Origin of the sequence: Neorhizobium petrolearium, assembly GCF_029854435.1 — a bacterium.
Taxonomy (GTDB): Bacteria; Pseudomonadota; Alphaproteobacteria; order Rhizobiales; family Rhizobiaceae; genus Neorhizobium; species Neorhizobium petrolearium.
The window spans coordinates 1,805,129-1,827,856 of record NZ_CP123000.1; the positions used below are offsets into that span (position 1 = coordinate 1,805,129).

Here is a 22,728-nt window from a genome sequence, read left to right on the forward strand (position 1 = left end):
GCCTACGGAGCGCCGCTCGGGGTCAATGGCATTATCTTGCCCTACCTGCCCGTCTGGCTCGACGCACTGGCTTTCACGGAATTCGAAATCGGCATCATATTGGCGATGCAGCTTCTCCTGCGCGTGCTTGCAGCGCCGGTATCGGGCTTTTTCGCAGACCGCCTGAGCGAGCGGACTTTGATTCTTGCATGGTCCGGCGCGCTGTCGTTGTTGACGGCCCTGGCCATGTTCTTTGTTCGTGACTTCTGGTCGGTCCTTCTGGTCATCGGGATTCAGGCGGCTGTGTTTGCGCCTTACCCGCCGATCGTCGAATCGATCGCAGTGACCGGAGTGCGCCGCTGGGGGTTCCAATACGGATCGATGCGCGTCTGGGGTTCCATTGGTTTCGTGGCCGCGACCCTTTTCGTCGGCGAGTTGCGCGGCGTCTGGGGCGTTCAGGCCATCCCTTCGGCCATGGTGATCGGTTTCCTGCTGACGGTCGCCGTCGCCTTCGCAGCACCCAGGCTCGGGCGGGCGGCGACGCGGCCCGGAACAGACAAGGCGCTGCAGCCGAGTTCACTTGGACGGTTCGATCTGCATGTATTGATGATCGGTGCGTCGGTGGCTCAGGCCAGCCATGGAATGTTCTATACGTTCGGCACCATCCATTGGCAGCAGATCGGGCTATCGAGCGGTTCGATCGGCGTGCTGTGGAGTGCGGCGGTTCTTTCCGAGATATTGGTCTTGTTTGCGGCCGGGCGGATTGCGAGACGCCTTTCACCCTGGTCGCTGATGCGAATCGGCTGCGCGGTTGCCGTTGTCCGCTGGACGCTGTTCCCGTTGCCGCTGGGCTTTTGGGGTTATATGGCGCTGCAGGTCGCGCACGCCTTCACCTTCGCTTTCGTGCATATCGGGCTGCAGCACAGGCTGGTGGAAACCGTGCGCGAAGATCAGGAGACCTCGATGCAGGGCGCCTATGTCTTCTATAACGGCGTCTTTCTGGCACTTTCGACGTTACTCTCCGGTATGCTCTACCGGCAGTTCGGATTGACGAGCTATGTTGCGATGTCGGTCCTGGCGCTTATCGGTCTTGCGATCATCGCGCTCGCGGCGAAGCTTCAGCCCCAGAGGCTGGCTTCCGGCGGATACACGAGCGAGCTCTCGTAGCGCAATCCGCCCTGCCGGTCGCGGGCCAAGAGCAGCGGACCGTCGAGATCGGCATAATCGGCATCCTGGGCGAGCAGGACGGCCGGTGCCATGGCAAGCGAGGATCCGACCATGCAGCCGATCATCACGGCAAATCCGAGACGCTGTGCTTCCTCCTTCATGGCAAGTGCCTCAGTCAGACCACCGGTCTTGTCGAGCTTGATGTTGACCGCGTCATAGCGGTCGCGAAGACTTGCCAAATCCTTGGTCGCATGCACGCTTTCGTCGGCGCAGACAGAGACCAGATGACGGATGCCGGTGAGTGCGGCGTCCCTCCCGGCCGGCAGCGGCTGCTCGATCAGCGACACATTGGTTTCGGCGGCAATCGCCATATGGTGGGTAAGATTGTCCTCCGTCCATCCCTCGTTGGCATCGACGATAATGCGGGAATCCGGCGCTGCCTCGCGGACGGCGCGGAGGCGGACCTCGTCATTGTCGGTTCCCAGCTTGATCTTGAGGAGGGGGCGATTCGCATTCTTCCGCGCTTCGGCCGCCATGGCCTCCGGTTCGCCGAGCGAAAGCGTGAAGGCCGTGACGAAGGGCTTGGAATTCGAAGCGCCGATCATATCGGTGACACGCCGGCCGGTCCGCTTGGCTTCGAGGTCCCAGAGGGCGCAATCCACCGCATTGCGGGCAGCCCCCGGCTTCATCCGCGCCTGCAACTCTTCACGCGTCAAACCGTCGCGAATCGCCTCGGCGATGGACCGGATATCGGCAATCACCCCTTCCACGGTTTCACCATAACGCTTGTAGGGCACGCATTCTCCACGGCCGGAACGGCCATTTTCATGAATCATGCAGGTGATGACGTCCGCTTCCGTCTTGGAACCGCGCGAGATTGTGAACTTGCCGGCGATCGGGAAGGATTCGATTGTGGCTTCGAGGTGACGGCTCATGGTTTTACGCTTCCCGTTGTGGCAAATATTTACGAGGTGGCTATATTGCCCGTCGCAAAAAATGCGATCAACTGTATCGTATGAAACCTTTTTTAGCCGCTGTTACGAAAGAAGCCTGTGACGTTTAGGTCTGCCGAAATCAAGGCCGAAGATCTGCCCGGCGGCGACGGTGAGCGTTACCTGCTGTCCGGCGACTGGCGCGGCCAGACGATCCTGTCGATGCTGAAGGAGTTCCAACATCTGGAGCAGGTCCGGAGCCGGGGCAGGGTGGAAATCGACCTTTCCGGCATAGCCGGCATCGACACGGCCGGAGCCTGGCTGATCCGCCGGCTGATGACGGCGAAGGGCGAGCAGGGCAGCGAAGCCGTATTGATCGGCGGTGAAGGACCAATTCGCGAGCTGATCGGGGTATTGCCGGAAAAGGCGCCGGCACCGCCGTCGGACCAGGGCGACAAGGGCACGCTCTTCGAGCGCCTTTTTGCGCCGACCGGCAAGGCCATGGCGGAACTCGGCAGCGATTTCTACGCGGCGATGCATATTCTCGGCTCCGCGGTTCGCGGCGCGCAGATGAAGCTCGGCCGCGGCGCCGGCGTCTCGCCCGCTTCCGTAGTCACCCATATCGACCGCATGGGCGTGCGCGCCGTGCCGATCATCGTGCTGATGTCGTTTTTGATCGGTGCAATCATCGCGCAGCAGGGCGCTTTCCAGCTCCGCTATTTCGGAGCCGAAATCTTCGTCGTAGACCTCGTCGGCATCCTGCAGCTGCGCGAGATCGGTGTGCTCCTGACAGCAATCATGATCGCCGGCCGATCCGGAAGCGCGATCACCGCCGAGATCGGCTCGATGAAGATGCGCGAGGAGATCGACGCGCTGACGGTGATCGGCCTCAACCCCGTGGGCGTCTTGATCTTCCCGCGCCTCGTGGCGCTGACGGTCGCGCTGCCGCTCCTGACCATTGTTGCCAACTTCGCCGCGCTTATGGGAGCGGCGGTCGTTGCCTGGGCTTATTCCGGCATCACCTTCGATACCTATCTGTCACGCCTGCACGAGGCGATCGACCACACGTCCGTCGCATCCGGCATGATCAAGGCCCCTTTCATGGCGCTGTCGATCGGCATCGTTGCTGCTGTCGAGGGCATGAAGGTCGGCGGCAGCGCGGAATCCCTCGGCCAGCACGTCACCACATCCGTCGTAAAGGCAATCTTCGTCGTCATCCTTATGGATGCAGTTTTCGCCATCTTCTATTCCGCGATCGATTTCTGATGGAGAAGGGTTTGGAAGCGGTGATGCAAGAGGGAGAGGTCAATGCGGATGGCCGGCAGGTCGTGCTTTCGGTGCGAGACGTGACAGTCGGCTTCGGCAGCCAGCTTGTGCTCGATCACCTGAACCTCGACGTTTATCGCGGTGAGATCCTGGGATTTGTCGGCGCTTCCGGGACGGGCAAGTCGGTGCTGATGCGCACGGTGCTCGGCCTTCTGCCGCATCGGTCCGGCACGATCGAAATCCTCGGTGTCGATTACGACAATGCTTCGGAAGAGGAGCGCATGCTGGTCGACATGCGGCTCGGCGTGCTTTTCCAGCACGGTGCTCTGTTCTCGGCACTGACGGTCAAGGAAAACATCCAGCTTCCGATGCGCGAATATCTCGACCTGCCGCAATCGCTGATGGACGAGCTTGCCTATCTGAAGGTCGAGATGGTCGGCCTGTCGCCGGATGCGGCAGACAAATATCCCTCCGAACTGTCAGGCGGCATGATCAAGCGTGCCGCGCTTGCGAGGGCGCTCGCGCTCGATCCGGACCTCGTCTTCCTCGATGAGCCGACATCCGGCCTCGATCCGATCGGTGCGGCCGATTTTGACGCGCTCATCGCCAAGCTGCGCGATACGCTGGGCTTGACCGTCTATATGGTAACACATGACCTGGACAGCCTTTTTTCGGTTTGCGACCGTATTGCCGTCCTTGGCCAGAAACGGGTATTGGTGGAAGGAACACTTGAGGATATGTTTGCCTGTGACGATCCATGGGTTCAGTCCTATTTCCGTGGCAAACGGGCGCGCTCGGTCGTGGCTCACGAAAAGCAGCCGACAGCAGAAGTAGAGAAGACGTAATCCATGGAAACCAGAGCCAACTACGCCCTTGTCGGCTTCTTTACACTTCTGGTGATCGCAGCCGCTTTCGGGTTTGTCTACTGGATGGCCCAATCCGGCCGCGGCGGACCCACGGCCGAGCTGGCGATTCGCATCCCGGGTTCGGCCAACGGCCTTTCCGTCGGTTCGCCGGTCCGTTTCAACGGCATTCCCGTCGGTTCCGTGCGAGGCCTCACGATCGACCCGGACGATCCGCGCTATTCGATCGCGTTCACGGAAGTCAGGGCCGACGCGCCGGTCTACCAGTCCACCCAGGCGAGGCTGGAAGTGCAGGGACTGACGGGGGCCGCCTATATCGAGCTGTCCGGCGGCGCAAAGGGCGAGGAGAACATCCTCCAGAAATCGCTGGAGACCGGCCGGCCGGCGGTGCTGATTGCCGAACAATCGAGCGTGACGAACCTGCTCGCGACCGCCGACAAGATCCTCCAGCGCGCCGATGAAGCGATCGGCGATATTCAGGGGTTTGCCGCGGATGCACGCGGGCCGCTGACCCAGACCATCCGCAACGTCGAGACCTTCACGTCGTCGCTCGCCCAGAACTCCGACAGCATCGACAAGTTTTTGAACAGCCTTTCGACGCTCTCGGTGACGATCGACAGCGTCTCCGGAACGCTGAATTCGACGCTCGAAGCCGCCGAGAAACTGGTCAGCGCGATCGACGCGGAAAAGATCAACGCCGTCGTTTCCAACACCGAACGCGCCACCCGCAACATCGCCAATGCTTCCGACAATTTCGGAGACCTCGTGACGAATGTGAAGAATGCCGCCGCGAGCTTCGAACAGGCCGGAGTGCAGGCCCAGAACGTTCTCAAGCGGGTCGATACGGTGATGAATTCCGTCGATCCCGATCAGGTCAAGACGACCATTGCCAACATCACCGCAGCCTCCGAGGATGCCCGGCAGACCGTCAGCTCGGCCCGTAATGTGGTGGACGGCTTCACCGAGCGCCGCGAGGATATCAACCGCGCCATCGGCGACTTCACGGAACTGGCGAGAAAGCTGAACGAGGCCTCCAGCCGCGTAGACGGTATCCTGGCCAAGGTCGATGGGCTCGTTTCCAGCGACGATTCACAAGGTCTTTTCGTAGAGGCCCGCAGAACGCTTGAATCCTTCCGCACCGTCGCCGACAACATCAATGCGCGCGTTGGCCCGATAGCAGACAATCTGTCACGTTTCTCGTCGAGCGGTCTGAGGGATATCCAGACGCTCGTGAACGACGCCCGACGTACCGTGCAGTCACTCGACCAGACGATCAGCAATTTCGACCAGAATCCGCAGCGGCTGATCTTCGGCGGCGAGACAGTAAAGCAATATGACGGCAGGACACGGCGGTAAGCGGGACGTTCATGTCGGAGAATGGGGGTTTGATGACCGGTTCGGAGTTCCTGGGACAACGTGCGGACCGCCGTCCGTTTCTGCTCGCGGCGCTGCCGCTCGTGGCCATGCTGGTAACCGGCTGCGGCAGCAAGGCGAACAACGATACATTCGACCTGTCGATCACGCCTTCCGGGCAGGGTCCGGCCGCCCGCAACCGCCAGATCCTGGTGCCGGAGCCGACGGCGCTGAAATTGCTGAACAGCGAGCAGGTCGTCGTGCGCGTTTCGCCGTCGGAGATCCAGTATCTCGCCGATTCCCGCTGGGGCGACCGCCTGCCGGCTCTCGTTCAATCGAAGCTCGTCGAGGCCTTCGAGAATTCCGGCCGCCTTGGCGGCGTCGGCAAGCCGGGGCAGGGGCTTGCGATCGACTATCAGGTCGTCACCGATATTCGCGCCTTTGAAGTGACAGCGACCAGCCCGCGCGTAGCGAATGTGGAAATCTCCGCAAAGCTTCTCAACGACCGCAACGGCACGGTACGCGCCCAGAGCGTCTTCACGGCAACTGCGCCCGTTTCCGGCCAGGAGAACCGCGATTTCATCGAGGCGCTCGACAGAGCGTTTGCCAAGGTCGGCGCCGAGATCGTCGACTGGGCGCTGAAGTCGATGTGATAGACCGTCGCTTCTGAAATCATCGCGAAAACAGAAAAGGCCGCCTTGAAGGCGGCCTTTTCTGTTTGGCAGGCGATTGACCTAATCTCAGCTGAACCGGCCGGCGGCGTGGGCGAGCATCGTATAGACCTTGCCCGTATCCGAAGTCAGGTAGCTCTGCGTCACCGTCTTGTCGCGGTCGGTGCGGGCGACGTCGGCAAGCAGCTTTTCGAAATCGGCGATATAGCGATCGACGGCCTTGCGGAATTCCGGCTCGCGCTCGTACTTGCGCTTGATCTCGTCGAAGGTCTGCTGGCCCTTCAGCGTATAGAGGCGACGGGTGAAGACGTCGCGCTCGCCGCGCTGGTAGCGCCGCCAAAGGTCGACCGACGCGTCGTGGTCGATGGCGCGGGCGATATCGACCGAGAGCGAATTCAGCGACTCGACCATGTGGCGCGGATTGCGGTTGTCGCCATTGCTGCGTGGTGCGGGAGCCGGTTCGGCCGGACGGGAGGGTTGCGGCTGGCGTGCCGCCGGCGCTTCCCCGAGCTCGTCGCGCGAGGCGCCGCGCAGGAGGTTGCTGATCCAGCCTTCATCACCGCGCGATCCCTGCTGTTCGGGCGCACGCGGAGCCGGCGTCGATGCCGGCCGGTCGAGCGGAAGCGTGCCGCGCAGCGAGCCCGAGGCATAGGGATCATTGCGGGATGGAGCCGGAGCCGGCTGCGGACGGGCCGGCGCCGGCTGAGGCTGAGGCGCCGGGGCGGGGCGGGGCGTCGAGGCTTCGGAGACCTCGAAGTTCTGCGTGGAGCGGCCGACCAGCGCGGAAATATCCTGAAGGGCCTTGATCTGCTCGGCGACAGCGCGGCGCATGGCCGCCGCACTTTCCTTGGCTTCCTCCGGAAGATCGAAGGCACCGCGTTTCAGCTCCGAGCGGGTGACGTCGAGTTCGCGGCGGATATCCTGGGCCGAACGGCGGATCTCGTCGGTCGCTCCGGAGAACCGGTTGATCGCCTCCTCGACCGACTCGCGCAGCGTCTCGCGAAGCTGCTCGGCCGCGCTGCCGGACCGGTTGGTGGCATCCGACAACAGCCGTTCGATATCGCCGAGCGACTGCGAGATGCTGCCGCGCATCCGCTCGGACAGGTCGCGGGTGCGCTTTTCGGCCTCCGAGAGCGTTGCCTCGATGGCACGATTGGCGTCGCCGCCGGCATTGGTCAGCGCTTCGCGCATCGCATCCGCAGTGACTTCGGCGCGGTGCTGGGTTTCTCCGAGCGTGCGGCCGATATCGGCAAACGAGGTGTGCAGGCTTTCACGCAGCCGCGACCCCACCTGCAGTGAACGTTCTTCCGCACGCTCAAAGGCTCCGTCGACGAGGCTTGTCAGGCTGCGCATCGTCGCTTCGATTTCCTCTGAGCGCCTGACGAGACCGCCAGCCAGGCTGTTGAGGGCGCTCTGGCGCTCGTCCAGCGTGCTGGTGAGGTTGGACTGGGCGGCGTCAAGGAGATCGGACGCCTGCGCAAGCATCTTGGAATGTTCGTCGAAACGGCTGACGATGCCACCCACCTGGTCGAACGTCTGGCTGAACACCTCCGTCATCCGTTCGATATTGGTCTCCAGCATGCGGGTCGAACCGGAAACGATGTCCGCGGCTTGTGTTGCCGATTGCGTGAAGCGATTGGCCGTCACGCCAAACTTGCGGTCGGCCTCTGCCAGATGCTCCACGACCAGCTCCGTGGTGCTGCCGAGTTCCTGCGTCGCCTGTTGAACCAGTGCGCTGATGCTGGAATTGCTTTCTGCAAGCTTGTCGATGAGGCCGTTTACTGCGACCGACAGACCCTGTTCGACACGACGCATGGTGCCGGCGGCATCCTCGGTCCGCTGGCTGATTGCCGCAAGCGTTTCGTTCGTCCGGGCGGCGATGGCATCGATAAGCGCCGAATTTTCGTTACGGATGCGCGCGCTTGTTTCCTCGGCCGTGGTCGAGAGCCGTTCTGCACCCTGCTGGGCCGCGGCGGTGATCTGCGTGACGGCGGCTCGGCCGGTCTCTGCGTATTCCTCGACCATCGGCTTTGCCTTCTCGTCGAGAATGCGCGACAGCTCCGCCGAACGGCTTGCGAGCATGGAATTGAGATCGCGGGCGCGAGTATCGAGGGCCGAGCGGATCGCATCGCCGCGCGCGGCAAGTGCACGGTCTACGGCGTCCATCGCGCTGTCGAGCTGGCTCGCGGTTTCGGCGAGCGCGCCGCGGATATCGTCGCCGCGGGTGCCGAGCACCTTCTGGGCATCGTCGAGCGCTTCCGAAATCGCTGCCACCTGGCGTTTGACGAGATTGTCGGCTTCCGCCACCTTGCTGACGATCGCGCTGCCAGCCTCGGAGAAGGCATGCGCCACGGTCGCCGCCTGGCCGGCAAGCCGGTTCTGCGTTTCCGAAATCCGACCGACGATCTCCGTGGAACGCTCTTCGATCGCCTTGGTGAACTCGTCATTTCGGTTGGCGAGTTCCTGCGTGAATTCGGAGCCGGCGCGGGCGAGCGCTTCAGCCGATCGGGTGGCCTCGCCATCCATGCTCTGGGCCGCGGCGCTGACCGCTTCGCGCAGTGTCGAGGCGAGGCCGACGGCCTTGCTTTCGATGGTTTTTGTCACGTTGTCGAGACCGATCGTCAACGCCCTGTCGACCGTTCCGAGCCGTTCCTCGATCCGGGCCGTACGGCTGTCCATGGTCTCGGCGATCCGGTCCGTCGCTTCGCCCGCGGCACGCTCCAGATCGGCCGTACGGCTGCCAAGCGTGGTGGAAAGCTTGGTGCCGGCATCTTCGACGAGCTGGGTTGCGTTGAGGATTTCGCCGCGGATACGGCCTTCGAGACCACCGAACGTGGACTCGATCCGGCTTCCGGTTTCCTCGAGCGCCTGCTGGACATCGCCGACGGTCTCACGGACACGGTTGGAAAAGGCATCCGCCGACTGTCCGATGCCGCTGGCCGCGTCGGAAAGCTGCGTGGTGAGCGCGCCGACATTGTTGCGCAGCCGTTCTTCCAGCGACTGGCCAGCCGCGTCGATGGCATCCCTCAGCGTGCTCTGCTGGTGCTCGAGCGACATTTCCAGCATGCCGGCACTCGCCGCGATGGAGGTGCTGATGGACGTCGCCTGATCGTTCATCAGGCTGCCGATCTGCTCATGCGCCTCGCCCAGTGCGCCGGCGATCATGGCGGTGCGTTCTTCGAGCGTCTCACGCAGCTGTTCGTATCCGGAGCCGAGGGTCGCTTCCATCTGCTGATGGCCGAGGCCGATGGTCGCGGCAATGCGGTCCTGTGTTGAACCGAGAACCGTCTCCATGCGTTCCAGCCCGTCGGCCATGCCCGTCTCGAACCGTTGCGTGCCGTCTGCGAGCGTGCTCTCGATGCGACCTGCTGCCCCGCCGACGGTCTGTTCCAGACGAGCTCCGCCGCTTTCGAGAATACGCGAGAGCTCGGCGGTCCGGTTCTCCAGGGAAAGGTCGAGATTGAGCTGGTTGTCGGCATAGGCGTTGCGAATGGCATCCACCCGGGCAGCGAAGGACTGCTCGATGCGGCCGTCCGCATCGGTGAGCGTGCTCGCAAGCGCGGTGGCCTTTTCGTCCAGCATGCCCGAGAGACGATCTTCGCTGAGTGCCAAGGAAGTGGCGATTTCCATCGACTTGTCGTCGAGAATCTCGGCGAGCTTTTCGCGGTTTGTATTCAGCGTTTCATGGATTTCGGACGTGCGCCGGCTGAGATTGTCGCCGATCTGCTGTTCGGTCTCGGAAAGCGCGCGGAGGATGGATTCCGACTTTTCATTCAACGCGCCGGTGAGGCGGTCCTCGCCGAGCGCGAAGGAGGTGGCGATTTCCATCGTCTTGTCGTCGAGAATCTCGGCGAGCTTTTCGCGGTTGGTGTTCAACGTCTCATGGATTTCCGACGTCCGCCGGCCGAGATTGTCGCCGATCTTCTGTTCGGTCTCGGAAAGCGCGCGGGCAATGGATTCCGACTTTTCATTCAACATGCCGGTGAGGCGATCCTCGCCGAGCGCGAAGGACGTTGCGATTTCCATCGACTTGTCTTCGAGGATCTCCGCGAGCTTTTCGCGGTTGGTATTCAAGGTCTCATGGATTTCCGACGTACGGCGACCGAGATTGTCGCCGATCCTCTGTTCGGTCTCGGAAAGCGCGTGGACAATGGATTCCGATTTTTCATCCAGCATGCCGGTGAGGCGATCCTCGCCGAGCGCAAAGGACGTTGCGATTTCCATCGATTTGTCTTCGAGGATCTCGGAAATGCGTTCCCGATTGGTATCAAGCGATGCCTGCATGGCAGTGGCATGGCGGCCGAGATCGCCGCTGATGCGCTCTTCGCTTTCCGAGAGTGTCCGGGCGATATGTGCCGACTTCTCGTCGAACATGCCTGCCAGACGCTCCGGCGCATTGGAGATCAGCGTGTCGAGCGCGGCGGTCTTCTGGCTGAGAACCTCGGTCAGATGATCGTGGCTGCTGGAAAGGGCGGTGATGATCGCGCCGGAGCGGACTGCCAGCCCCTGCTCGAACCTCGTCTGGTTTTCCGAGAGCGCATCGAGAAGGTAGTTGCTGCGCTCGGCAAACGTACCGTCGATCGTCTGCTGAACACTCGCAAGCCCTTGCTGAAGCTCGCCGATACGTAATCCAAGCGCATCCTGGATGCCGGCGACGTGGGAGGTCAGTGTGCCGTCGATCGTCTCGTGGACATTCGAAAACGCGTCCTGGATCTCGCCTGTCCGCGATGCAAGCACGGTGTGGATTTCGGCCGTGCGAGAGGCGAGCGTATCCTGGATCTCGCTGCTGCGGGCCGTCAGCGCGCCGGACAGCTCGCGCGCGCGGCTTTCAAGCACGGAATCGAGCACTTCCTGGCCGGTGTCGAGTGTGGTCGCAAGCGCGAGCGACTGGTCGGTCAGCGAGGAGCTGATGCGCTCGATGCTGGAGCTTAAGATGTTCTCGATCGACTCCGAGCCGCTTGCAACGGTCTCGTTTATGCGGGCAAGGCTGTCCATCAGCTTGCTGTCGAGCGTGCCGGCACGCTGATCGAATGCCGACGTGAACTGCGAGATGCTCTCGTCAAACGTCGTGCTGAGCTGGCCGACGGTTGCCTGCAGGCGTTCCTCGAAGAAGCCGGAACGCATGTCGAGGTCCATGACGACGTCGTCAACCGTGCTCTGCAAGCTCTGGCGGAAGAAAGAGCCTCTTTCATCGAGCGAGCTGTTGAGGGTGGCGAGGATACCGTCGAGGGAGCCGGTGAGCGTCCTTTCGCTGTCTGTGAGGCCTTCCGTGATTTCGCGTGTGCGGGCGAGCAGGGTTTCGTTGAGCTGTCGGGTGCGGTCGGCAAGGGCCGCGTTCAGCTTTTCAGTATTGGCGTCGAGCGTCGAGGCGCGGGTTTCGAATTCGTTCAGCAGCGCCTGGCCGCGTTGCGAAAGCACCGAGGTGATCTCTTCCATCCGCTCGTCGAATTCGTGGGCGAGCGCGAAGCCGGAGGAGTTCAGGGTCTGTAGCAGGCTTTCCGCCTTGTTGGTGAGCAACGTGCCCAGCGCCTCGCCGGCTGCGTCGGATTTCTCCATCAGCGCGGCGGCACGGGTATCGATCATCGAAGCGAATGCTTCGCCGGATGTTGCCAGGCGGACCGAAATCTCTTCGGTCGCCAGCGACAGCTCTTCCTTGAGCTGGTCATGAGCGCCGACGATCGAGGAGCGGATGCGTTCCGCGTGATTGACGATTGCATCGCGCTCGGCGCCGAGTTCGTGCACGAGCCCTCTGACGCGCAACTCATTGTCGGTGAAGCTGCGCTCCAGCGCATTGACTTCCGAATGCACAAGGGTTTCGAGCTCGGTGGCGCGTGCGATGGTGCGCTCGATGCCTTCATTCATCGCCGAGACTTCGCGGCGCACGGCCTGTCCGACGCTCATGATCCGCTCGGAGGCGATCGTCTCCGGCTCGGACAAGCGAAGCGCCACTTCGGCCATGGAGCGGGCAGCGTTCCTGAGATCTTGCGCGCGCGCCATCATGATGGCGAAGGCGAAGAACAGCATGATTGGCACAAGGATGCCGACCACGAGCGCGACGAGGCCCGGCGCAGCAAGCACGCCGGCGACGGAAGTGATTTCCCACAGTTGGCTGCCATAAATGAGCTGGCCAAGCCCGATGCCGGCGATCGCCCAGAGAATCGAGATGATCACCGCATTGCGGATGGCCGAACGCATCGCGCCGCCTTCCAGTGTCCTGAGAAGGGCCGTCGTACTGCGCCTGCCGGCGTCATTGGCAGGCTGGAGGGCAGGAGACTTGGCAACGGTCTCGGAAGCCGACGATCTGTAGGATTCGGCGGTGTCCTCCTGATTCTGCGAGGGAGCCGGACGCTGCTTGGATGTATCTGACACGCGGGCCTCCGAGGCATGGAGCGCTGGTTTGGGGCGCGGCGGCTCATCGTCGAAATTGATCTTCAGAGCATCTTCCAACGCCTGGAACGCCGTCTCGTCGATCGATTCGCTGCTGGTTTTCTTCGCCATGCGGTTACGCCTCGTTACATACTCGCCCGGCCATCCCATCCGACGCTCTGCCGCCCGCAGACCGAAAGACGGAACACTGCCTGCCGGAAACCCAACTCCCTCATGGAGCCTGTTTCCTATTCACTTTCAGGTCGGACGGCCGTTCTTTCAAACGGATGATAACGAAAGCTTACCAACCTGACATCTGCGGCAAAAGGAGAATATTCCTCGCCACCTTAGTCGTACTGTAGTGGCACATCCGGCCATCTGGCACAATTAAAACGCCTGCCTGAGGCCGGTGGCTCGGATTGTTGTTAACAGAATTTAAACCATGGAAAGATGCAAAAGTCCTAAAATCCCGGGAGCTTAGCAGAAATTAACCATATGGGAAGATTTCAGCCCCGATTGTGCCGGAATTTAACGGGATAGCGGCATGTGCCCCGCACAATTCGGGACACTTTTAGAATAACAATAGGGAAAACTGGTCCATGGCAATGGCAGCCGTCAGTATCGCGTTCGAAGCGCCGGAAAATCATCGGGGCGCGTGCCCCTCGCACTCCCGTCCGATTGATCTCGTTCATCTCGCGCACCAGACTATGGGCGACAAGGCGCTCGAAATCGAAGTGCTGCAGATGTTCGCGCGCCAAGCGCGGCGTGCGCTGCAGGACATGACCGGCGCCGACGCTGCGACGACCGCGGCTGTCGCCCATCGCCTGAAGGGAGCCGCCAGCGCGGTCGGTGCTTTCCAGGTTTCAGCAGCAGCCGAGAAACTCGAAAACAAGAGTGCGGACGCCGCTCTGAAGGCCGCTGTCGACGCAGCCGTCATCGAAGTGGAAAACTTCATCAATAAGCTCTGCCGCTAGAGGCATTAATTTTTGGCTCAGGGCGCCCATGGGACAGCCTGCGGCGCCCGAAAATGTTGACTGGACCGGGGTTTTATTGGAAGACAGCGCGCTTAAATAAGCCGTAACCCTTCAACATCCCGGATTTCCAACATCATGACGAAACTGACCATCGTTGCCTTCGACGGAACGCGCTTCGATATCGACGCCGAACCCGGCTCCACAGTCATGGAGAATGCGGTTCGCAATTCCGTTCCCGGCATCGAGGCGGAATGCGGCGGCGCCTGCGCCTGTGCGACCTGTCATGTCTATGTGGATGAGGCCTGGACCGAAAAGGTGGGGCCGCCCGCACCGATGGAGGAGGACATGCTCGACTTCGCCTTCGAGGTGAGGCCGAATTCCCGGCTTTCCTGTCAGATCAAGGTGAAGCCCGAGCTCGACGGGCTGATCGTCAACGTGCCTGAGCGGCAGGCCTGACCTTCTCTTTTTCACGAAAGAAGCGCAAAAAGAAGCCTCGCTGCGCAAAACTGCAAGCGAGGCGAGGCGGGCGCATCACCAACAGGCGAGGGAGGAGACACCTGTGGCTGAAGACGCGCCAGGAGAACCTAAAAAGCGCGGAAAACGATACTCACGGATGCCGAGGGGGGCTGTGCAACATATCGCCGCCCGATCGGAACGCACACTGATCTCGTTGCTATCTACCTCGTTTGCTTCGCCTTTCGACGACTCGCCGGCAGATCAACCATGTCTCATCTATATATGAGATTCGTATTTTAGGCTATCGCGATAAATCATCCGTCATTGGCCGGATGAGGCGCAAGCTTCACGAAAGCTTCGCTGCGTTCGAGTTGGCGATTTCAAGGAACGCGGCTTACTTGCCTCTGCGCTTCAGGTTGTACTGCAGGAGCCGCATCAGGCGCGCATCGAAATTCGCCGCCTCGACCTGATCGAAGCGCAACTGTTCCCTGTCATGGGATTCGAGAAGCCGGCTTGTGATCTCCGCCACCTGTTTTTCCAGAACCTCACAACTCCTGTTCGGACGAAGGGCGAGCAGTTCCCGTTCCAACTGGTAGGCATGGTTGCGGGCGATCTCCGCATGGCGCTCCTCGTGCCGCTTGATATCCGTCGACAGCGTGTCCCAGATGAAACCGAGGTCGGCTGTGGCGCGTCTGCGATTGCTCCAGCGTGGCAGGACGATGCGGGTGCGCAACGTCACCCGCGCGCCGCTGATCTCGCAGCGCCCGCCCTTTTCCATATAGGTGACGTCGCCGCCGAATTTGATCTCCGTCGCCCCCGGGTGGCGGTGTCCGGTCGTGCGCGTGACGGGGCCTCGCTTCTCGAGTTCCTTGTCGAGATCTTCCGCCGTGCGTCCGCCGATCCGGAAATAGGAATAGGTCTTGGTGATGGCTGGCTGGGCCGAAGCCACCGCCGGGATCACGCAGAGGAAAAGAATTGCACCGGAAAGCCGGCGGACCCTGCGCATTAAAAACATTCTCTGGCCTGCGACGTTGAACTTCAATCAAGCTTGGGGCATAGCCAATGGGAGCGCAACACAAAGGCATGAAATTTTGCGTTACCCCTCGACAGATGGACAGCCGGTGACATCGCGGCGCAACAGGTCATGGCACGTTGGGCGGGGCCGGACCCTCGAGCTTGGCCCGACGGGCCATATCATGGCGATCATCAACGTCACGCCGGATTCCTTCTCCGATGGCGGACGCTACGGAAGCGTCGACGCTGCGGTGGCTCACGCGCTCGCCTGCGTCCGCGACGGTGCCGCAATTCTCGACATCGGCGGCGAATCGACGCGGCCAGGCGCGGCGGAAGTAATGGCCGCGGAAGAGCAGGGCCGTGTCCTGCCGGTCATCGAGAGGCTTGCGGCAGAGACTGACGCGCTGATCTCCATTGACACCTATCGTGCCGAGACGGCGAGGCTCGCCATGGCGGCAGGCGCCCACATCATCAACGACGTGCACGGCCTGCAGCGCGAGCCGGAGATCGCAACGGTCGCCGCGGCGACGGGAGCCGGCATCTGCATCATGCATACCGGCCGGGGCCGCGAGCAGGAAAAGCGGGCCGACCGCATCGCGGACCAGGAATTCTTCCTCACAAAATCGCTTGAGATCGCCCGTGCCGCCGGTATTCCGGAAGAGGCGATCGTACTCGATCCGGGCTTCGGTTTCGCCAAGAACCGCGACGACGACATGGAGCTGATGGCGCGCTTTGCCGAGCTGCACCGGCTTGGCTTTCCGCTGCTTGTCGGTACATCGCGAAAGCGTTTCATCGGCGCTGGGACAGGCCGCGACAAGCCGGAGGAGCGCGATGTCGCGACCGCCGCGACTACTGCCATCCTGCGGCTTGCGGGAGCGGCGATCTTCCGCGTCCACAATGTCGCCGCCAACCGCGATGCGCTGGCGATGGCGGATGCCGTGCTGGCTGCCGCCTGGGCTCATGAGGAAAAAGGAAATACCTGATGGGCACCTATACGATCACGCTGAAGAACTGCGGCTTTTACGCCCGGCATGGCGCATTTGAGCAGGAAGCCACGCTCGGCCAGCGCTTCTTCGTCGACGTCGTCATGCATGTGGCAGCGGACGAGGCGCTCGAAAACGATGATGTCGAGAGTACGGTCCACTACGGCATCGCCTATGAGATTGTCGAAAAAGTCGTGACGCAGAACCGCCGCAACCTGATCGAGGCGCTCGCCAGGGATATCGCCGTGGCGCTCTGCGCCTGGTCTCCGCAGATCAAGCGTGCCGATATCACCGTTCGCAAGCCGAGCGTGCCGATCCCGGGTATCCTGGATTATGCGGAGGTGCGCGTTGAGCACGTCGCCTGAAAAGCCCGTCGAGATCGCCGCATTGGGTATCGGCGGCAATATCGGCGATCCCCCGGCCGCCATGGCCGAAGCCCTGCGGCAACTCGACCAGCGCGAAGATTGCCGCGTCCTCGCCGTTTCGAAACTTTATTCTACTCCGCCCTGGGGAAAGACGGATCAGGCGGATTTCTTCAACTGCTGTGCGCTTGTGGAAACGTCGCTGGACCCCGAGGAACTTCTCGATGTCTGCCTGTCGATCGAACAGGGCATGAAGAGAGTGCGACGGGAGCGCTGGGGGCCGCGTACTATCGACATAGACATCCTCACCTACGGGACGCGTAAGCAGAAGAGCGAGAAACTGGAATTGCCGCACCCCCGCATGACCGAGCGGGGCTTTGTGATGATGCCGCTTGCAGATATCGCACCAGACCTTCTGGTCAAGGGACGAAAAGTGGGCGAGTGGCTCCAGGAAACGGATACCGCCGGCATCAAGATCGCAAGGGACAGCCAGGATTGGTGGCGGGGCGTGTAAGCGCCGCGGACGCAGTCTTTACTGGTTGATCGAACCGACGGCGATCGAGTCGAGGTCCCGGTCGAGGCTGAGCCCGATGACCGGAATCATCTGGTCTTCGACCTTGACCGAAATCGTGATGTTCATCTTGTTCTCGCCGCGCAGGCTCGCCACCATGGCGCCGTTGAGCTTGGCACGGTTGATGCCCATCACGACCTTGTCGCCATTGACCGACCCGGAGATGATGTCGAGACCCTTGCCTTCCGCGCCGTCCAGGAATTTGCCGGTGTAGCCGCGACCGCTCTGGGTGATAACCGCCGACATAGGCTGCTGGAAGACGCCGACCCGGCAGGTGCCGTCGAGCTTGATGCCGACATCGCCGTCCGGAGTCGGTGCACCGGTCAGGCTGCAACTGAATTTGGTGCCCTTGTATTTGCCGGCGACGATTTCGCCCGGGCCTTTCCAGGCGCCGGCGACCGACTGGAAGAAAACCTTGTCGCGAGGAGCGGCTTCCGCTTGCGGAGCCATGGCCGACGTGGCCGCGACAGTCAGAACGGCAAGCCCGCCGATAAGCGAAAGGAGGCGCGGATACATGATACTTTCCCCGACAAGCAGCGACGTTAAGTGCTTCGTAATTTAGGCGGGAATGGTTAACGAGTGGTATCCGTGGCCGGATTGCAGCGACCCTCGATCGGCCTATTCTTCGTCTTTCCGGCTGCCGACCGCTGCAATATCCGAGATGAAATCACCGATCCCCGGGCGCTTGACTGCCTTGAAAGGAAGTGGCCGGCAGAGGTCCATGGCGGCGATACCGATTCGAGCGGTGAGCATCCCGTTGATGACCCCTTCGCCAAGCCTCTTCGACAGTTTCGAGGCAAGCCCGTGGCCGAGAACCTGCTGGGCGAGGCCGTCGCCGACCGCGATGGAGCCTGTGACGGCGAGATGCGCGATCACGTCCCGCATCAGCCTCATGAGGCCGAGAGTACCCGGTCGGCCCCCATAAAGTTCCGCCATGGCGCGGATGAGCCTTGTGACTTCGAAGAGCACATAGGCAAGGTCGACGACCGCGCGGGGGCTGACGGCGGTGACGATCGAAACGCGTTTGGATGAGCCGAGGATCAGTGCGCGGGCCTTGCGGTCGAGAGGAGCCAGGAGTTCCCGTTCGGCCAGTTCCAGAAGCTGTGGGCCGTCAATAATGTCATCTTTCGTGGCATCGAGCGTGGCCCGGCCCCTGGCGGTCTCGGCGCGATGGCTGAGGATTTTCGCAAGCCTCGAGACGACAGTGCGTGCCGCTGCCGGACGAGGGGAAAGGATCGCTTCCTCGGCTTCCGTCTTCAACGTCTGGACGGCGGAAAGCCGCATCATGCCGAAGATTTCACGACCGATGATCACCGCCACCGCGAGAAGCCCGGCCCCGAGCGCGATCAGTGCCGCATAGCCGAGCCAGTCGGCGCGCGAGAAGAGGTCGCGGATCACTTGGTCGGCCCACAGTCCGAAGGCGAGCGACAGGAAGGTGCCGAAGGCGGCGAGCGCCAGATTGACGAAGGAGAATTTCTTGCGCGCCCGCGGCTCGGCAACAGGGATCGCTTCCGGGGCGAGCTCGGCCGGCGTCACGAAAGGGTCCTGGTCATCAGGGGTGACGACGACCTCGCCCTCGAAACTGCGCGGGCTGCGACGAACCGGGGGGGCTGCCTCGCCATGAGATATCGCTTCTTCTTCCACCGTGAAGGAGGCGGGCCGGCGCTTGCCGTTCTGAGGTGTCTCGGGCGGTTTCATGCGAGGCGGTCTCCGAACAGGAACTGCATGGCGCGGTCGAGCCGGATATGCGGCACGGAGAGCTTCAGGCCGCCGTTCGATTCTTCCAGCGCCGGCGGGCGGAAGCGAACGACGTTGATTTCCGGGAGTTCCGCATTTGGTGCATCGAGATTTTGAAACAATGCTTCAGGATTATCAGGTAAGTCACCGGGAAATATGGCAGTTTTCTTGTTTCCGTCGAAACGTTCGCCATTGATTGTCTCTCCCGCCATCGGCGTACCGACGATGACCGGCAGGATGTGGTTGTCTTCCTTGACGGTCGCCTCGCGGGTGGCGCGGACGGAAGCGATCGCCATCACCTCGATGCCCGCGCCTGCCATGCCGATCCGCTGGATCGCGCGATCGACCAGACGGCCGGTGAGCCTTTCCAGCCGGTCATGGCTTTCGTGATGCAGGTGGTCCGCCTTGGTGGCGGCGACCAGAACCTTGTCGATCCTTCGGCCGACGAGCGACGAGAAGAAGCTGTTGCTGCCGGGGCGGAAACAGGCGAGCACGTCCGTCAGCGCGCGTTCCAGATCCTGCACGGCTTCCGGGCCGCGGTTGATCGCCTGAAGAGCGTCGATCAGCACGATCTGTCGGTCGAGCCGGGCGAAATGCTCGCGGAAGAAGGGTTTGACGACCACGTTTTTATAAGCGTCGTAGCGGCGTTCCATCATGGCCCGCAGCGAACCCTTGGAGGCTTTGGTCTCCGGAATGTTCGGCAGCGGCGCGAAGGTGAGCGCGGGCGAACCCTCCAGATCGCCGGGCATCAGAAAGCGTCCGGGCGGCAAGGTCGACAGCGAGCGCTCATCAGCCTTGCAGGCCCTCAGATAAGCTGCAAAAGCCTCCGAAAGGCGCCGCGCCGTCATCTCGTCCGCCGGCGCGTCCATGTCGATGCTCGATGCCAGCGCCAGCCACTCGCGCGACAATTCCTTGCGGATGCCGGTTTCGGCGAGCGTTACGGTGTTCTCGCTGAACGCGCGAAAATCCTGGGTGAGAAGCGGAAGGTCGAGCAGCCATTCGCCGGGATAATCGACGATGTCGATCGAAAGCCGGCCGCGCGAGAACATCCGGCTCCAGCCGCTGGCGCTCTGATAGTCCAGCGTGATGCGCAGCTCCGAAATGGCGCGGGTCGAATCCGGCCAGATGCGGTCGCGCACCAGCGCCTGGATATGGTCCTCATACTGGAAGCGCGGGATCGCATCGTCCGGTTGTGGTTCGAGCCGCACCGCGGAAACGCGTCCGGAGCGGACGGCTTCGAAGAGCGGCAGGCGACCGCCGTTCAAAAGGTTGTGGACGAGCGATGAGATGAACACCGTCTTGCCGGCCCGCGACAGGCCAGTGACACCAAGCCGGATGGCGGGATGCATGAGGCCCGAGGCCCGATCGGTGATATTATCGAGCGCAATCCGCGCGTCGTCGGTGAAGCTGGTAAGCGAAGGCGGCAAGGCGTCGTTCCGGGTTCAATGTTCCAGCTATATAGGAAGCGGAGACGATGCCGCAAAGGCGACGGCACGTCTCAGGCCGTCAGGAAGTCGATCAGCACCCAGGCCGCGCCGGAACCTGCAACAATCCCGCGATAATCGAGCACGGCGAGACCCGCAGGCGGATAGCCGCCCGGAATGGCGGCAACCATCTGGTCGGCGCCGATCAACGCTTCCAGCACCTCTTCCATGGTCGGGTTATGGCCGATCAGCATCACCGACGTGCTTTCCTTCTGGCCTTCGAGGACGGCAAGATAGGTGCTGAGCGAGCCGCTGTAGAGCTCGTCGATATAGACCGGCTCGATCGCCTCGTCGGTCGCACGCCGCACGGCTTCCGCCGTCTGACGGCAGCGGACCGCGGTCGAACTGATCACGATATCGGGCCAGTATTTCCTGTCGGCCGCTTTGTCGGCGACGATCTCGGCCTCGGCAAAGCCCTGATTGTCGAGCGCCCGGTCGAAATCATGCTGTCCCGGCTCCGCCCAGCCAGACTTGGCGTGACGCAGGAGATAGATGCGGGAAGGAGGAGGAGTGATCGTCGTCATGCCCGGCGCCGGAACCAAAGAAATTCACTGGATGGGTAGCCTTTCGATGGGATACTCGTCAACTGCCCGAAATGTTTCCGCTGGAACCGACATGAGCCGGCAAGGTCAAGCACAAGAATACTGGCTGCAGTCAATAAAGCTTAAAAAATAGCCATTTAGCTGAATTTTGTGACGGTTTTAAAAATATCTTAATGCTTGGCGGAAGGCTTGAACCGGCATAGGCGAATAGGATATAGAGGCGCCGCATGAGATGTTCTTCAGGAGAATCGCGTTGAGTGAGAAGATCGATCTTAGCAATTATGTGCTCTCGGAAGACGACGAGTTCATGAATGCAAATCAAAAAGCGTATTTCCGAGCAAAGTTGATTGCTTGGAGAAATGACATCCTGAGAGAAGCGCGCGAAACGCTGGATCATCTGGCAGAAGAAAGCGCAAATCATCCCGATCTCGCCGATCGGGCCTCCTCCGAAACCGACAGAGCCATCGAACTCCGCGCCCGTGATCGCCAGCGCAAGCTGATTTCCAAGATTGACGCCGCCCTCCAGCGTATCGAAGACGGCACCTACGGCTATTGCGAAGAGACCGGTGAGCCGATCGGGCTCAAGCGTCTTGACGCCCGACCGATTGCAACGCTGTCGATTGAAGCGCAGGAACGGCACGAGCGCCGCGAGAAGGTCTACCGGGACGAATAGTTTCACGATTTCGCCGAAACGCAATTTCAAGGGCACGGTTCTCCGTGCCTTTTTTATTGGCGAGAAATCATAGGGGGGGCCGTCGCTCATTTGTCGCGGTTGACAGACATCTCGCCGAAGATGCGGGCGACCTCCGTCTGCAGGGACGGCTCGGGCGTGGCGCCGGTGACACGTGGTGCTGCTGATGGATTGCGCGGCAGCGTCGGAGCGGGCGGCTGCCCCAGCGCTGCGGCCTCGCGGGCGGCCAGATTGTTGGCCATCTCCTGTTCGAGGATTCGTTCGAAATCGCTGCCGAGCTGTTTCAGTTTCTCGGCTGCGGGCTGGAGCACGGGGGGAACCGCCGCAGGATTGGCGGGCGCGACGCGCGGCTCGGGGACGTCCTGCAGGACCCGTTCGCGGGCGGCATCAAGCACATTGGCGGCAATGTCGAGCGAATGAGCCGACGTGGTGGCGGCCGCCACTGCTCCGACCGGCCGCAAGGGTTCGGGTTTCACGTCAGTTGCCTGCCGGACAGGAAGTTCGGTCTTCGGCGCGACCGCATGTTCGGGAGGCGCTGCAGGAATGGGCGGCGCGGGCCGCGGGGGCGTTGCATCCATCGGCCCCGATCCGGTGGCGAGCGGCATGACGGCTGGCGCCGGACGCGTCGCGTCGCGGGAAACGGAACGTTCCCTTGCCGGCTCCACGCGAGGTTCCGGAGGCACGGGACGCTGGGCGAGAGCAGTTCGCGGCTCGGCGGCCGGCAAAGCGGAGAAGGGAACCGTCATATCCGAAGGATCTAAAGGTGTGGAACGGCTTGCTGCGGACGCCGATGCCGCATTCACGCCGGTGGCCCCTGTCGAAATCCCGCTCTCGATGACGATATCCGTCGGGCCGCCGATCATCACCAGATGTTCGACATTGTCGCGGCGGACGAGGACGAGGCGCCTGCGTGCGTCGACGGCGGCGGCATCCAGTACCTGCAGCCGTGGCTGGCGGTTCTTCCCGCCGCGCACGAAGGGCGAGGGGCCATTGCGGCCGCGGATCATCCACAGCGCGACAACGAGCAGAAGAAGCGCAATGCCGACACCGAGGACTGCGATCACGAGGCGGCTACCGTAGGCGCTCAACAGATCTTCCAACATTTTTTGCCACTCCTCATATGAACGCTGCCGTAAAAGACGACTTTTTTTATGCCGAGGCAAGCCGTCCGCTGTCGTTGTCCCATCCCGGAAAAGCGGGATGAAATGGTAAAGATAGGTCGCACCTGCGAACTGTCCCGGGTTTTGTGGCCTTGCGGAGCTTTTTGCTTCACCTGCAACTTGCTAAGAAGGAATCGCGGGGATTTCTTCCTGCGGA

19 protein-coding genes are annotated in these 22,728 nt (G+C 62.0%); 11 read left to right on the forward strand and 8 right to left on the reverse strand.

What is annotated here, in order from left to right:
* Positions 1-36: 36 nt before the first annotated feature.
* Positions 37-1,146, forward strand: coding sequence for an MFS transporter (locus QEO92_RS09285; RefSeq protein ID WP_407721087.1), 1,110 nt, complete (start codon positions 37-39; stop codon positions 1,144-1,146).
* Here the strand turns inward: QEO92_RS09285 and dgcA are convergent.
* Entirely contained in the window at positions 1,098-2,081 is a 984-nt protein-coding gene (dgcA, locus tag QEO92_RS09290) for an N-acetyl-D-Glu racemase DgcA (RefSeq protein ID WP_227702820.1), read from the reverse strand. The genes QEO92_RS09285 and dgcA overlap by 49 nt on opposite strands.
* Before the next feature lie 117 nt (positions 2,082-2,198).
* Between dgcA and QEO92_RS09295 the strand changes: the two genes are divergently transcribed.
* The 4 genes from QEO92_RS09295 to QEO92_RS09310 are packed head-to-tail and all read left to right on the forward strand — an operon-like array spanning position 2,199 to position 6,213.
* Positions 2,199-3,344 (forward strand): ABC transporter permease, encoded by a 1,146-nt coding sequence (locus QEO92_RS09295; RefSeq protein ID WP_407721089.1) that lies wholly within the window; start codon positions 2,199-2,201, stop codon positions 3,342-3,344.
* Positions 3,344-4,189, forward strand: coding sequence for an ABC transporter ATP-binding protein (locus tag QEO92_RS09300; RefSeq protein ID WP_227702821.1), 846 nt, complete (start codon positions 3,344-3,346; stop codon positions 4,187-4,189). Before QEO92_RS09295 ends, QEO92_RS09300 begins: the two co-directional genes overlap by 1 nt.
* 3 nt (positions 4,190-4,192) lie before the next feature.
* A complete protein-coding gene (locus tag QEO92_RS09305) occupies positions 4,193-5,563 on the forward strand; it encodes an MlaD family protein (RefSeq protein WP_037155331.1) in 1,371 nt (456 codons plus the stop codon).
* 32 nt (positions 5,564-5,595) lie between these two features.
* Positions 5,596-6,213 (forward strand): ABC-type transport auxiliary lipoprotein family protein, encoded by a 618-nt coding sequence (locus QEO92_RS09310; RefSeq protein WP_227702822.1) that lies wholly within the window; start codon positions 5,596-5,598, stop codon positions 6,211-6,213.
* A gap of 87 nt (positions 6,214-6,300) precedes the next feature.
* On the opposite strand, the gene QEO92_RS09315 is transcribed toward QEO92_RS09310, so the two are convergent.
* The gene (locus QEO92_RS09315; RefSeq protein ID WP_227702823.1) at positions 6,301-12,729 is read right to left on the reverse strand and encodes an apolipoprotein A-IV repeat region-like domain-containing protein; all 6,429 of its coding nucleotides are present in this window, start codon (positions 12,727-12,729) and stop codon (positions 6,301-6,303) included.
* A gap of 473 nt (positions 12,730-13,202) precedes the next feature.
* Between QEO92_RS09315 and QEO92_RS09320 the strand changes: the two genes are divergently transcribed.
* Entirely contained in the window at positions 13,203-13,571 is a 369-nt protein-coding gene (locus QEO92_RS09320) for an Hpt domain-containing protein (RefSeq protein WP_037148405.1), read from the forward strand.
* A 135-nt stretch (positions 13,572-13,706) separates the two neighbouring features.
* Positions 13,707-14,027 carry a 2Fe-2S iron-sulfur cluster-binding protein gene (locus QEO92_RS09325; RefSeq protein WP_227702824.1) on the forward strand — a complete coding sequence of 107 codons (321 nt, stop codon included), beginning with the start codon at positions 13,707-13,709 and terminating at the stop codon, positions 14,025-14,027.
* Between the two features lie 394 nt (positions 14,028-14,421).
* Here the strand turns inward: QEO92_RS09325 and QEO92_RS09330 are convergent, their stop codons facing one another.
* Positions 14,422-15,042 (reverse strand): DUF922 domain-containing Zn-dependent protease, encoded by a 621-nt coding sequence (locus QEO92_RS09330; RefSeq protein WP_152601048.1) that lies wholly within the window; start codon positions 15,040-15,042, stop codon positions 14,422-14,424.
* Between the two features lie 181 nt (positions 15,043-15,223).
* Here QEO92_RS09330 and folP point away from each other — a divergent pair, with 181 nt between their 5' ends.
* Genes folP through folK form a run of 3 tightly spaced genes read left to right on the forward strand, consistent with a single transcriptional unit; the run spans position 15,224 to position 16,900 of the window.
* On the forward strand, positions 15,224-16,024 hold the full coding sequence (gene folP, locus QEO92_RS09335) for a dihydropteroate synthase (RefSeq protein ID WP_081952718.1): 801 nt from the start codon (positions 15,224-15,226) through the stop codon (positions 16,022-16,024).
* Entirely contained in the window at positions 16,024-16,389 is a 366-nt protein-coding gene (gene folB, locus QEO92_RS09340; RefSeq protein ID WP_037146714.1) for a dihydroneopterin aldolase, read from the forward strand. The genes folP and folB overlap by 1 nt, the downstream gene beginning before the upstream one ends.
* Positions 16,358-16,900, forward strand: coding sequence for a 2-amino-4-hydroxy-6-hydroxymethyldihydropteridine diphosphokinase (gene folK, locus QEO92_RS09345; RefSeq protein WP_407721093.1), 543 nt, complete (start codon positions 16,358-16,360; stop codon positions 16,898-16,900). The genes folB and folK overlap by 32 nt, the downstream gene beginning before the upstream one ends.
* A gap of 18 nt (positions 16,901-16,918) precedes the next feature.
* On the opposite strand, the gene QEO92_RS09350 is transcribed toward folK, so the two are convergent.
* From QEO92_RS09350 to QEO92_RS09365, 4 genes are all read right to left on the reverse strand, one after another.
* Positions 16,919-17,473 carry a hypothetical protein gene (locus QEO92_RS09350; RefSeq protein ID WP_210055368.1) on the reverse strand — a complete coding sequence of 185 codons (555 nt, stop codon included), beginning with the start codon at positions 17,471-17,473 and terminating at the stop codon, positions 16,919-16,921.
* Positions 17,474-17,575: 102 nt separating this feature from the next.
* Positions 17,576-18,655: a YcjF family protein gene (locus QEO92_RS09355; protein ID WP_227702827.1), complete on the reverse strand. Its 1,080-nt coding sequence runs from the start codon at positions 18,653-18,655 to the stop codon at positions 17,576-17,578.
* Complete coding sequence (locus QEO92_RS09360) at positions 18,652-20,121, reverse strand: YcjX family GTP-binding protein (RefSeq protein ID WP_227702828.1); 1,470 nt, start codon at positions 20,119-20,121, stop codon at positions 18,652-18,654. Before QEO92_RS09360 ends, QEO92_RS09355 begins: the two co-directional genes overlap by 4 nt.
* A gap of 71 nt (positions 20,122-20,192) precedes the next feature.
* On the reverse strand, positions 20,193-20,702 hold the full coding sequence (locus tag QEO92_RS09365; protein ID WP_227702829.1) for a SixA phosphatase family protein: 510 nt from the start codon (positions 20,700-20,702) through the stop codon (positions 20,193-20,195).
* A 271-nt stretch (positions 20,703-20,973) separates the two neighbouring features.
* On the opposite strand from QEO92_RS09365, the gene dksA reads away from it, so the two are divergent.
* Entirely contained in the window at positions 20,974-21,393 is a 420-nt protein-coding gene (gene dksA, locus QEO92_RS09370; RefSeq protein WP_037146726.1) for an RNA polymerase-binding protein DksA, read from the forward strand.
* Between the two features lie 86 nt (positions 21,394-21,479).
* Here dksA and QEO92_RS09375 read toward each other — a convergent pair whose 3' ends face one another.
* Entirely contained in the window at positions 21,480-22,514 is a 1,035-nt protein-coding gene (locus QEO92_RS09375; RefSeq protein WP_227702830.1) for a flagellar biosynthetic protein FliO, read from the reverse strand.
* Between the last annotated feature and the right edge of the window lie 214 nt (positions 22,515-22,728).

What these genes read in the sequence shown, in the direction of transcription:
- QEO92_RS09300 (WP_227702821.1), top strand. Translation starts at nt 3,344, where the DNA reads ATGGAGAAGGGTTTGGAAGCGGTGATGCAAGAGGGAGAGGTCAATGCG.
- QEO92_RS09355 (WP_227702827.1), bottom strand. Translation starts at nt 18,655, where the DNA reads ATGAAACCGCCCGAGACACCTCAGAACGGCAAGCGCCGGCCCGCCTCC.
- QEO92_RS09305 (WP_037155331.1), top strand. Translation starts at nt 4,193, where the DNA reads ATGGAAACCAGAGCCAACTACGCCCTTGTCGGCTTCTTTACACTTCTG.
- folP (WP_081952718.1), top strand. Translation starts at nt 15,224, where the DNA reads ATGGCGATCATCAACGTCACGCCGGATTCCTTCTCCGATGGCGGACGC.
- QEO92_RS09375 (WP_227702830.1), bottom strand. Translation starts at nt 22,514, where the DNA reads ATGTTGGAAGATCTGTTGAGCGCCTACGGTAGCCGCCTCGTGATCGCA.
- folB (WP_037146714.1), top strand. Translation starts at nt 16,024, where the DNA reads ATGGGCACCTATACGATCACGCTGAAGAACTGCGGCTTTTACGCCCGG.
- QEO92_RS09320 (WP_037148405.1), top strand. Translation starts at nt 13,203, where the DNA reads ATGGCAGCCGTCAGTATCGCGTTCGAAGCGCCGGAAAATCATCGGGGC.
- QEO92_RS09350 (WP_210055368.1), bottom strand. Translation starts at nt 17,473, where the DNA reads ATGTATCCGCGCCTCCTTTCGCTTATCGGCGGGCTTGCCGTTCTGACT.
- folK (WP_407721093.1), top strand. Translation starts at nt 16,358, where the DNA reads ATGCGGAGGTGCGCGTTGAGCACGTCGCCTGAAAAGCCCGTCGAGATC.
- QEO92_RS09310 (WP_227702822.1), top strand. Translation starts at nt 5,596, where the DNA reads ATGACCGGTTCGGAGTTCCTGGGACAACGTGCGGACCGCCGTCCGTTT.
- QEO92_RS09365 (WP_227702829.1), bottom strand. Translation starts at nt 20,702, where the DNA reads ATGACGACGATCACTCCTCCTCCTTCCCGCATCTATCTCCTGCGTCAC.
- QEO92_RS09315 (WP_227702823.1), bottom strand. Translation starts at nt 12,729, where the DNA reads ATGGCGAAGAAAACCAGCAGCGAATCGATCGACGAGACGGCGTTCCAG.
- QEO92_RS09330 (WP_152601048.1), bottom strand. Translation starts at nt 15,042, where the DNA reads ATGTTTTTAATGCGCAGGGTCCGCCGGCTTTCCGGTGCAATTCTTTTC.
- dgcA (WP_227702820.1), bottom strand. Translation starts at nt 2,081, where the DNA reads ATGAGCCGTCACCTCGAAGCCACAATCGAATCCTTCCCGATCGCCGGC.
- QEO92_RS09325 (WP_227702824.1), top strand. Translation starts at nt 13,707, where the DNA reads ATGACGAAACTGACCATCGTTGCCTTCGACGGAACGCGCTTCGATATC.